Source organism: Pyramidobacter piscolens W5455 (assembly GCF_000177335.1).
GTDB lineage: Bacteria > Synergistota > Synergistia > Synergistales > Dethiosulfovibrionaceae > Pyramidobacter > Pyramidobacter piscolens.
The window spans coordinates 1-9,951 of the sequence record NZ_ADFP01000017.1 but is presented as its reverse complement, the minus strand read 5'-3'; the positions used below and the strand labels follow the sequence as shown (position 1 = coordinate 9,951).

The 9,951-nt window shown below is 58.9% G+C and carries 8 protein-coding genes; 2 read left to right on the top strand and 6 right to left on the bottom strand.

All coding sequences use genetic code 11. The features are described 5' to 3' along the window. Positions 1-227: 227 nt before the first annotated feature. Genes HMPREF7215_RS01385 through ilvD form a run of 3 tightly spaced genes read right to left on the bottom strand, consistent with a single transcriptional unit; the run spans position 228 to position 4,112 of the window. The gene (locus HMPREF7215_RS01385; protein WP_009163783.1) at positions 228-1,088 is read right to left on the bottom strand and encodes a DUF6282 family protein; all 861 of its coding nucleotides are present in this window, start codon (positions 1,086-1,088) and stop codon (positions 228-230) included. Between the two features lie 29 nt (positions 1,089-1,117). Continuing rightward, positions 1,118-2,410 carry a GntP family permease gene (locus HMPREF7215_RS01380; protein WP_009163782.1) on the bottom strand — a complete coding sequence of 431 codons (1,293 nt, stop codon included), beginning with the start codon at positions 2,408-2,410 and terminating at the stop codon, positions 1,118-1,120. Positions 2,411-2,438: 28 nt separating this feature from the next. Further along, positions 2,439-4,112 (bottom strand): dihydroxy-acid dehydratase, encoded by a 1,674-nt coding sequence (gene ilvD / locus HMPREF7215_RS01375; protein ID WP_009163781.1) that lies wholly within the window; start codon positions 4,110-4,112, stop codon positions 2,439-2,441. A gap of 248 nt (positions 4,113-4,360) precedes the next feature. Here ilvD and HMPREF7215_RS01370 point away from each other — a divergent pair, with 248 nt between their 5' ends. Next, complete coding sequence (locus HMPREF7215_RS01370) at positions 4,361-5,374, top strand: LysR family transcriptional regulator (protein ID WP_009163779.1); 1,014 nt, start codon at positions 4,361-4,363, stop codon at positions 5,372-5,374. Between the two features lie 104 nt (positions 5,375-5,478). Here the strand turns inward: HMPREF7215_RS01370 and HMPREF7215_RS01365 are convergent, their stop codons facing one another. The 3 genes from HMPREF7215_RS01365 to HMPREF7215_RS01355 form a co-directional block, all read right to left on the bottom strand. Then, positions 5,479-6,705, bottom strand: coding sequence for a dicarboxylate/amino acid:cation symporter (locus HMPREF7215_RS01365; protein ID WP_009163778.1), 1,227 nt, complete (start codon positions 6,703-6,705; stop codon positions 5,479-5,481). Positions 6,706-6,782: 77 nt separating this feature from the next. Then, a complete protein-coding gene (locus tag HMPREF7215_RS01360; RefSeq protein ID WP_009163777.1) occupies positions 6,783-7,457 on the bottom strand; it encodes an RraA family protein in 675 nt (224 codons plus the stop codon). 1 nt (position 7,458) lies between these two features. After that, positions 7,459-8,640: a pyridoxal phosphate-dependent aminotransferase gene (locus HMPREF7215_RS01355; RefSeq protein WP_009163776.1), complete on the bottom strand. Its 1,182-nt coding sequence runs from the start codon at positions 8,638-8,640 to the stop codon at positions 7,459-7,461. Positions 8,641-8,783: 143 nt separating this feature from the next. Between HMPREF7215_RS01355 and HMPREF7215_RS01350 the strand changes: the two genes are divergently transcribed. Continuing rightward, the gene (locus HMPREF7215_RS01350; RefSeq protein ID WP_009163775.1) at positions 8,784-9,668 is read left to right on the top strand and encodes a LysR family transcriptional regulator; all 885 of its coding nucleotides are present in this window, start codon (positions 8,784-8,786) and stop codon (positions 9,666-9,668) included. Positions 9,669-9,951: the final 283 nt, after the last annotated feature.

Here is a 9,951-nt window from a genome sequence, read left to right as displayed (position 1 = left end):
ACAGGTTGGTCTGTCTTTGGGGAAATTTTTATGGGACACCCTTCGCGCTCATACTATTTCTCAATTAATGTTATTTCTTAATTAAAAAGCCGAACGCAAGGGCGCTGCGGGGGAAATTCACAAAGCGCGCTGCACAGCAGTCGAAATAGTCCTGAGCGATTGAGCTTCCTCAAGGCGTTGACCACTTGCCGTCAAACTGTTCCATCAAGAATCAGTCTAAACAGGATCTATTCTGCCAGATGCGCGGGATTCTCCACGATCATACAATGAATTTCGTCTTTGCTCACACCGGCGCTCAACAGTTCTTGGACATACTTTTCAAACATAGGCACCGGCGCAGGGTTAACGGCCTGTCCGAGGTCTGTAGAAAGCAACATATGCTCTGCTCCCAGTTCTTTAATCTGAGCCACAAGCTCCGATACAGGCAGGTCGCCGCTCATGATGTTGGCCACGTTATGCTCCAGAAGGGCGCCCATGCGGATCATTTCTGTCTGCTGGTCTCGTGTGAATCGCGTAGCAGGCCATTCCACATGAGTGGCGACAATGCGCTTCAGTCCTTTTTCACGGGCTCTCTTCACGAGAGACAGTGACTCCGCAGGCGCAATATGACCGGTGCAGAGCACCATGTTATACTGCAGGATCAAATCTAGAATCTCATCGATAGGTTCCGCCAAAACGCCGTTTTCGCAAACACGGAGTCCCTTCACTTCGGACGCACTCTTGGAACTGGCTCCAAAAGGAATTTCGGCCTTGCTTTTTGCCAGATAGTCCCACATGTTCTGAGCATCCATGGTGGGCATGAACAGAAATTTCGTTCCCAGCATTCCTCCCTGACGTACAGCATAGGGGTTAAGTCCCCCCATGGAATTATTCAATACCAGCGATCCCAGGACTTTCAGGCCGGGAAAGGCTTTGCGTACATGGTAGGCACGCCCTTCCGTATTAAAGTAGTGAGCTTTAATCAAGAAACCCTTCATACCGGCTTCGGCATAGGATTTAGCAAGTTCCATGTCGTCCATCTTGCGTCGAACCACATCAGGAGCCGCATGAACATGCAGATCGTAAGCGCCTTCAAGGAGTTTGGACATAACGAATTCCTCCGAATTCAGAAAAACTTTTAGCCCATAATGCTGTGCCAGACAAGCAGGGCTACCAGGCAGATAATAGGGATAATGGCCTGCGTAACAAAGATATGAGAGAATGAGTCTTTATGAGTTTGATGACAGAGCCCCAGAAGGGTAATCTGTCCGCCGGTATGAGGTAACGTATCGAGCGTAGAAGCAGCAATGGTAGCTACGCGGTGAGCAGCTTCCAGATTGACCCCCATGTTGATGTATGTCTGAGCGAAAGTAGACATGGCAACCCCCATGCCTCCAGAAGAAGAGGCCGAAGCGGCAGCGCAGGTAGCAGTGGTAACAGCCACGAAGGTTAAACCAGACATGTTAACAGAGCCGATCCAGCTTACCAGCTGAGGGAACAAGGTAGAATTCTTCATAACACCAGCGAAACCTACCACCAGCGACACGTTCAGAATAACCGTACAGGTGTTGCCTGCCCCTTTGTTAAAGGTGCTGAGCCAATCCTTCAAGCTGCCTCCATAAGGGAATAAAAGAACGAAAGCTGACAGCACTCCTGCAAGAAGAGCGTACTCGACAGGCAAGTGAATCGCATTATAGAGCACTAAAATAGTGATCATGGGAACAAAGGCCAGCAGCACGGGAGGGTATTTCTCATCAGGCTTCTCGTTAAGCTCGCGGATTACTATATCATCCATTTCAAAACCTTCGCCATTATGGTTATAGCGACGAGCCATGTACTCAAGATAGACAAAATTCAGCACATACATCATCACCCCGCCGAATAGGATCCCGGCCAACAGATCCGCAGTGGCAGGGGTACCCAGGTTTTTAGCAGCCAAGATGTTTGTAATAGCCGGGGCACCAGGGAGAGAATTGGCAAAGGTCCAGCAGCCCGCGCCAATAGCAGCGGGAATCAGCTTGCGACTCGTATTGGATTCCTTACAAAGTTGAAGGGCAATCGGATACGCAGCGAAATAAACCACGAAACCAAGCACGCCCCCATAACAGAGAACTCCGGCAATAGTCATGATCAGGGGCAGAACATATTTGCCACGAGTCATGCGGCTCATCCATAGGGCGATGGAAGCTGCCGCGTGAGTCATTTCATAGATGGCACCAAAAATAGCTCCGAGGAAGAACACGAAGAAGTTGCTCTTAATAAAGCCGACCACAGAATCCATGTAAGGCCCCATCATCGTCTGAAGTACAGGCATTCCCATGGCAAGGCAAAACAGAAGAGAAACTGTGGGCCCCAGAAGGAGAGGACTCCAACGCTTATACGCAAGGAAAGCAAAGAGAAGAACAAACGCGGGAATCAGGAGCAGGTTCATGTTCATGACCGCCTCTTTTTCATAAAATTTATTTTGCGCCTTGGTGATATAACCAGGAACAACCTTCGCTGACGCTTTCAACCATAGAGCGGTAAGCGGCCAGCACGCCTTTGGCGGGATGGTCGGGCTTTTTGACGTTTTCGAGGCGGCGGGCGATCTCTTCGTCGCTGACTTCGAGATGGATACTGCGCCGCTCGATGTCGATCTCGATCATGTCGCCGTCCCGGACCGCGGCGATGGGGCCGCCGTCCCAGGCTTCGGGCGTGATGTGGCCGATGCAGGGGCCGCGGGTGGCGCCGGAATAACGCCCGTCGGTGATCATCGCGCAGCTTTTGTGCAGTCCCATGCCGACGAGCATGGCGGCGGGAATGGACATTTCGCGCATGCCGGGGCCGCCCTTGGGGCCTTCGTATTTGATCACCAGCACGCAGCCGGGCTTGACGCTCTTGTCGATCATGCAGCGGCGCAGATCCTCCTCGGACTCGAAGCACACGGCGGGGCCGCGGTGATGAAACATCTCCGGATCGACGCCGCTCTTCTTGACGATGCAGCCGCCGGGGGCGATGTTGCCGTAAAGCACGGCGAAACAGCCGTCGGGATAGAGCGGATCGCTTTCGCTGTGGATGACCGCGGGATCGACCGCGCGGCTGAAACGGCCGAGCAGATCGCCCATGGTGCCGCCCATGGCCATTTTCGCCGCGCGGTCGAGGTGGCGTTCGATGGCCTTGAGCGTGGCGCCGACGCCGCCGGCTTTGTAATAGTCGTAGATGTTGTACTTCGACGAGGGCTTGAACTTGGCGATGCAGGGCACGTCTCTCTGAATCGCGTCGAAGTCGCCGATGTCCAGCTTGATGCCCATCACTTTGGCCAGCGCGCAGACGTGCAGCTGGGCGTTCGTGGAACCACCGGTGGCGGCGATGTGGCGCAGGCCGTTTTTCAGGCTGCCTTCGCTGACGACGTCGCGGAAGCGCACGCCTTCCCGGGTCAGTTCGACGATGCGCTCCCCCACGTCGCGGGCCTGTTTGTACTTGCCCGACGAGCAGAACAGCATCGTGGTGCTGTCGATCGGGCAGACGCCGATCGCTTCGGCGAAGACGCCCATGGTGTTGGCCGTGCCGTACATGCTGCACGTGCCGCAGGAATGGCAGATCTTCTCGCGGTACTCGGTGAACGTTTCCTCGCTGATCGCCCCGACGGCGCGTTCGCCGATGGACTCCTTCAGGTCGGGGGTGACGAAGGCGCGCTCCTGCGTCTCCCACGGCATCATGCTGCCGCAGGTCAGAAACAGCGTGGGCTTGTTCAGCGAGGCGGCGGCCATGAGCATGCCGGGCACGATCTTGTCGCAGCTGCACATGAAAACGAGGCCGTCGAAGCCGTGGGCGTTCACCATCGCCTCGGCGCTGCCGGCGATCAGATCGCGCTGCGGCAGGATGTAGTGCATGCCCTCCCCCTGAGCCATGCCGTCACAGGGCGCCGGCACGTTGAACTCGGCGGGGACGCCGCCCGCGGCCCAGATGCCTTCTTTGACGAAATTCGCAAGCTCTTTCAGCGGCCGATGCCCCGGGTTGACGTCAGTGTACGAATTGACGATGCCGATCACCGGCTTGTGCAGATCCTTGACGCGATAGCCGCAGGAATTCATCAGCCCCACCCAATAGGCTTCCTGAGGATTGTCCGCGTCGCGTCCTTTCCACTGTCCCATCTGCGCTCCCCCTTTTTGTTTCGCAAACGCGCGAAGGCGCCTGCTCCGTTTGTTTCGATTATAGAACGATCTTCTTTAAAAGAAAAACAATATTTAACACTGTTTATCACAAGTAAAAACTTGCCATCATCCGACCGTTCTGGTAGCATCGTAAAAAAACGCGCGGAGCGTGCCGAGCAAAGCTCCGCCGCACGTTAACCGAAAGCGGATGTTCCACGTGGAACATCCGCGGGAAAGGAAGAAAGGTCATGACCACAGGACAGGAAATGTTTTTGCTGGCGGCTCAGGAGCTGAATTTTTCCCGCGCCGCCAAAAGGGCCTTCGTCACGCCGCAGTGCCTGAGCGACCACATCCGGCGGCTCGAAGAGCGGCACGGCGTGAAACTTTTCCATCGCCGTCCCCGGCTCGAGCTGACGCGCGAAGGCCAGACGCTCTTGGATTACCTGAGCCGGATCGCTCAGCTGGAAGAGAACATGGCGCTCGAGATGGAAGACGTCAGCGCGGGCATGCGCGGCACCGTCCGCCTCGGCATTCCCCTTACGCGCGGGCGCATCTTCATTCCCCGGATCATGCCCGAATTCCAGCGCCGTTTTCCCCGCGTCGACGTGAAGATCACGCTTCGCGACACCCGCGACCTGCAGAGGATGACGGTCGAGGGCAAGCTCGACCTGTTCGTCGGCGTCGGCGCCGAACACAGCCCGCTGTTCCGGTTCGCGCCGATCGCCGAAGAATCGCTCTACCTCGTCGTTCCCGAACCGCAGCTTCGACGCATTTTTCCCGATCACGACGGGTCCGCGGCGGCGGGACTCCGCCGCCGCGCCGACCTGGCGCCGTTCGCCGACGTTCCCTTCGTTCAGGGCAACGACATGAGCACGACGACGCTGCTCGTGCGCGAGCTCTGGCAGAAAAGCGGCCTCAAGCCGAATCTGCACGTCGAGGTGAGCAACTTCGACATCATGCTCGACCTCTGCCGACAGTGCGGCTGCGCGACCATCTGCTCCCGTGGCCAGCTGCACCGCCTGAAGGAACAAAAACGCCGCGAAAAATCGGAAGGACGCCTGCGCGTCTTCCCGCTCCGGGACAAAAACCGGCTTACCGTCGAGCTCGTCACGCCGCGCAGCGCCCGTCCCGCCAAGTTCATCAGCGCCCTCGGGCAAATGCTCGTCGAGGTCATGAAAAGCGAAGACGCCGCGCTCGAACAATGGCTGCGCGATCGCGTCCCGGGGGCAAAATCCGAAAAAACGGCTCTTCCCCAGGAATGAAAAAAGCTCCCCGCCGGACAGGGCACGAAGGTGCCGCCGTCCGGCGGGGAGCTTTTTCAGTCGGAGAGAATTTTCGGAGATCTAAAGGCGCGGCCGGGCGTTTTTTACGTGTCGGCGTTGAAAACGTTCCAGTCCACCTTGCCGAATTTGGCACAGGCCGCCATCGTGCCGACCATGTCGCCGGTGACGTTGCCGGTCGTATGGGGAATGTCGATCACGGGCCAGATCGCCGCCAGGATGGGAACGAGGCCAAGCGGCAGCCCCAGCGACTCGAAGAACACGGCGGACATGACGATCCCCGCGCCCTTGACGCCGGCGGCGCCGACCGCCAGCATGAGCCCCAGCAGAACGGTCTGCACGAGACGGAGCGGCGTGATCTCCACGCCGAAGATGTCGAAGGCGAAGACGGCGATCACGCCGAAAGCGGCGGCCATGCCGTTCATGTTCATCGTGTTGCCCAGCGGCAGCGAAAATCCGTAAACGCTTTCGTCGAGCCCGAGTTTTTCCTCGGCGATGTTCATCTCCATCGGCAGCGTCGCGGCGCTGGAGGTCGTCGTGGCGGCCACGAGCATGGCCGGAGCCACGTGCTTGAAGAAACGCAAAGCGGGGACGTTCCAGATCTTCAGCGCCAGCGGATAGACGACGAACATGCCCACCAGGACCGCCGCGTAATCGGCGACGAAGAACTTGGCGATCGCCGTCATCATCTTGCCGCCGATCGTGCCCGCCACGCAGGCGACCAGCGCGCCGATGCCGTAGGGGGCGAAGCCCATGACGAATTCGGTGATCTTGATCATCACGTCGGCCATGTTGCGGAAGAAGGCGATCGCCACGGGGACCCTGTCTTTCAGGTGCAGCAGCGCCACGCCCGTGATCAGCGCGAAGAAAATCACCTGGATCATGTTCATGTTGGCCATAGACGCCACGGGATTCTCGGGGATCCAGTTGAGGATCGTGTCGATCGCCGAATACGTGCCGACCGTCACTTCCTTGACCACGGAACCGAGCACGCCCTCCGCTCCCCTGCCGGGGCGCAGCGCAAGCGCCACGGCGGTGCCCACGGCGGCAAAGACGAGAGAGGACAAAAGGTAAAAGGCGACGATGAAACCGCCGATCTTTTTCAGGCTGTCGGGGCTCTCCATGCTGGTCACGCCGGCGACCAGGGTGAAGAACACCAGCGGCACGATCAGCATCTTGAGCAGGCGCAGGAACAGGTCGCCGACGGGCTTGACCGCCGTCACGGCAGGTCCCCAGTAAACGCCGGCGGCGATACCGACGCACATCATGACGACGATCTTGCGTGACATGGACATCTTGGACCAAAAGCTCATAGTAACCCTCCTTCTGCAATCTGCGATAAAACCGTTTCGTTCATCCGGATGCGACGATTTCTTTTTACGGCAAAGAGTTATTCGACCGCGCAGCCCAGCTCCCTGAGCTTGGCGTCCACCCAGGGACGCGGGTATTCGCCCTTGAGAATGCCCGCCATGATCGACGCTTCCTTCTCGACCACCGCACGGGCGGCTTTGGCGAGATCCCCGGCCTCGCCGGGGCGGATCACCAGCACGCTGTCGGCGTCGCCCACCACGATATCGCCGGGGTTGACGATCACGCCGCCCAGGGAAATGGGATAGTTGATCTCGCCGGGGCCGTTCTTGTACGGCCCGTTGGGCGTAACGCCGCGCGCGTAAACGGGCAGATCCATCCCGGCGATGGCGCCGGCGTCGCGCACCGCGCCGTCCACGACCACGCCGGCCACGCCGCGGACTTTGCAGTACGTCAGCATCAGCTCGCCGAAAATCGAGCGTTCCGTGCAGCCGCCGGCGTCGATCATGAACACGTCACCGGGCTGGGCCATGTCCATGGCCTTGTGGAACATCAGGTTGTCGCCTTCGGCGACCTTGACCGTAAAAGCCGTGCCCAGCAGCGGCGCCGCGTTCAGCGGACGGATCGCCGCGTCGATGGCGGCCATGCGGTTCATGCAATCGTCGATGTTCGCCACCGGAACGCCGCGAAACAGTTCCACCAGTTCACGGGGCGGACGGGGAAAATCGGTACGAATCCGACAGCCAATAGCGCTCATGTTATTTTTTCAGCCCTTTCATCATTCTCGCGATGTTTTCCACGGCACGGCGCAGCTGCGCGTCGTCGGTCGCAAAGGAAAAACGCATCCAGCAACCCTTTTCTTCTCCATAAGAAACGCCGGGCACGCCCACCACCTTGGCGTTGTTCAGGATATACTCGCCGCCCTGGTTCGAATCCATGCCGGGGAGATCGAATTTCGTCCAGGCATAAAAAGCCCCCTCGGGCAGCTCGCAGTGCACGCCGGGAACGGCGTTCAGACCGCCGACGAAAAAGTCGCGGCGCTCCTGATATGTGCGGCGCATCGCTTCGATCTCTTCGCCGCATTCGAAGGCCATCGCCGCGGCTTTCTGGATGAAGCCGCTCGTGCAGGAGATCGTGTGCTGAAACAGTTTGCCCGCCACTCTGACGATCTCGGGAGAGGCCGCCAGGTAGCCGATACGCCACCCCGTCATGGCGACGCATTTGGAAAAGCCGTTGACCGTGACGACGCGCGGCGCAATGTCGGCGCAGGAGGCCGGGCTGATGTTCTCGTTCCCGTCGTAGAGGATTTTCTCGTACATCTCGTCGGACAGCAGCACGACGTCGGGGTGACGGAGCATGAAGCCGCGCAGGATTTCCGCTTCGGGACGCGTCAGCACCCGGCCGGTGGGGTTGTTGGGATAGTTGACGATGAGCAGGCGCGTTTTGCTCGTCACCTTCGCTTCCAGAGCCTCTTCGGTGATGCGGTAGCCCCCGTCGGGATCGAGGGGAACCGCCACGGAAACGCCCCCGGCCGCCTGCGCGATGGCCGGGTACGACACCCAGCCCGGCGTCAGGTACATGACCTCGTCGCCGGGATTCACCACCGCGCGCACGGCGATGTAAATGGCGTACTTGCCGCCCGGCGTGACGATCACGCTGTCGGCGTCATAGCCGGCGCAGCCGTTCTCGGCGCGGAGCTTGGCGGCGATCTTTTCGCGCAGCTCCGGCAGGCCGTTGCCCACGGTGTAGTGAGTGTAGCCGGCGTTGATCTGACGGAACAGCTCGTCGCAGATCTTCCTGGGCGTGTCGAAGTCAGGTTCGCCTCCGGCCAGGTCCACGATCTCCGCATCCACGGCTTTCAGCTTTTTCGCCTTGGCCATGGTCACCATCGAAGCCGACGGAACGATCGCGGAAATCTCCCGGTTCAAACTCAAAGACACGGTCAATTCCTCCTTCTCTATATGATCCCCATGTTTCTTTTCATTTTTTTACATGGTATCATTGGCTAATTACAGTGTCCAACGAATAATTTTAATGTTTAACATCAACAAAATTACTATTTATTCCCTGGGGAGGCAGGAGAATGGACTCTTTCGACATCGAGCTTTTCCGCGCCATCATCAGCAGCCGCAGCATCACTCAGGCGTCGCAGGCGCTGATGCTCTCCCAGTCCGCCATCAGCCAGAGACTTTTGCGCCTCGAACAGGAGCTGGGCATCATACTGATCGAACGGCAGAAGGGAATCCGCCGCGTCGAAATCACGGAACAGGGCATGCGCTTTCTCGAACTGGCGGAAAAATGGGAAAACAGCTATCAGGAAATCCTCCGCTTAAAGGACACGGAGCCGGATCAGTCGCTGGTCATCGCCAGTCCGGACAGTTTGGTCAATTTTGTGCTGGGACCTTTCTTGAAGCGGCTGCCGGAGCTCGGCTATTTTCCGCGCCTGCGCACCCAGCAGTCGCTGGAGATATACGACCTCGTCGACAACAAGGAAGCCGACGTCGGCTTCGTCTTTCGCGACGCCCGTTACGCCAACATCGTCACCCGCTCCGTCCTGCGCGAACCCATTTCCATGATCTGCCGTCCCGGCAGCCCTTGGAAAGAACGCGCCGTTCATCCGCAGCAGCTTCGCAAGCAGGACGAGATTTATCTCGCCTGGAGCCCCGCCGTCCAGCAGTGGCACGATTACTGGTGGAATCCGTCGACCCATCCCGTCGTCCACGTCGACACGCCGGCGGCGATGCTGAATTACCTGGCGCCGGGGACATGGGCCATGTGTCCGGAATCCGTCGTCGCGGCCTATCGAGACAATCGGGAAATCGAGATCCACGCCTTTGCCGAAAAGCCCCCGGACCGCGAATGCTTCCTCATCCTCCACAAATCGCCCGGCAGCGGGCGGGCGAAAATGATCGCCCGCTTCGAACGGCATCTCGACACGTTCCTCCGCACGCTCCCGTATCACGTATGAGCCCGCTTCGACCGCCCCAACCGAGCGCGCGTTTCCAGGACGGGCAAGAAACGTCAAGCCCCCGGATCGATGGAACGATCCGGGGGCTTGACGTTATACGGTTCTGTAGCTGCTAGTCGCTGCCGGCGGCGATGGCGAAGAGGAACGGGAACAGGAAAAGAAAGTCGTCTCGATCGCGATGATGACGCCAGCGCCGTGGAGGCGGCGGGCAGCCATATCCCGAATCATGCCAGCGCAGCGGAGGCGGCGCGGGGCGCCAATCGCGACGGGGCGGAGGCGGCGG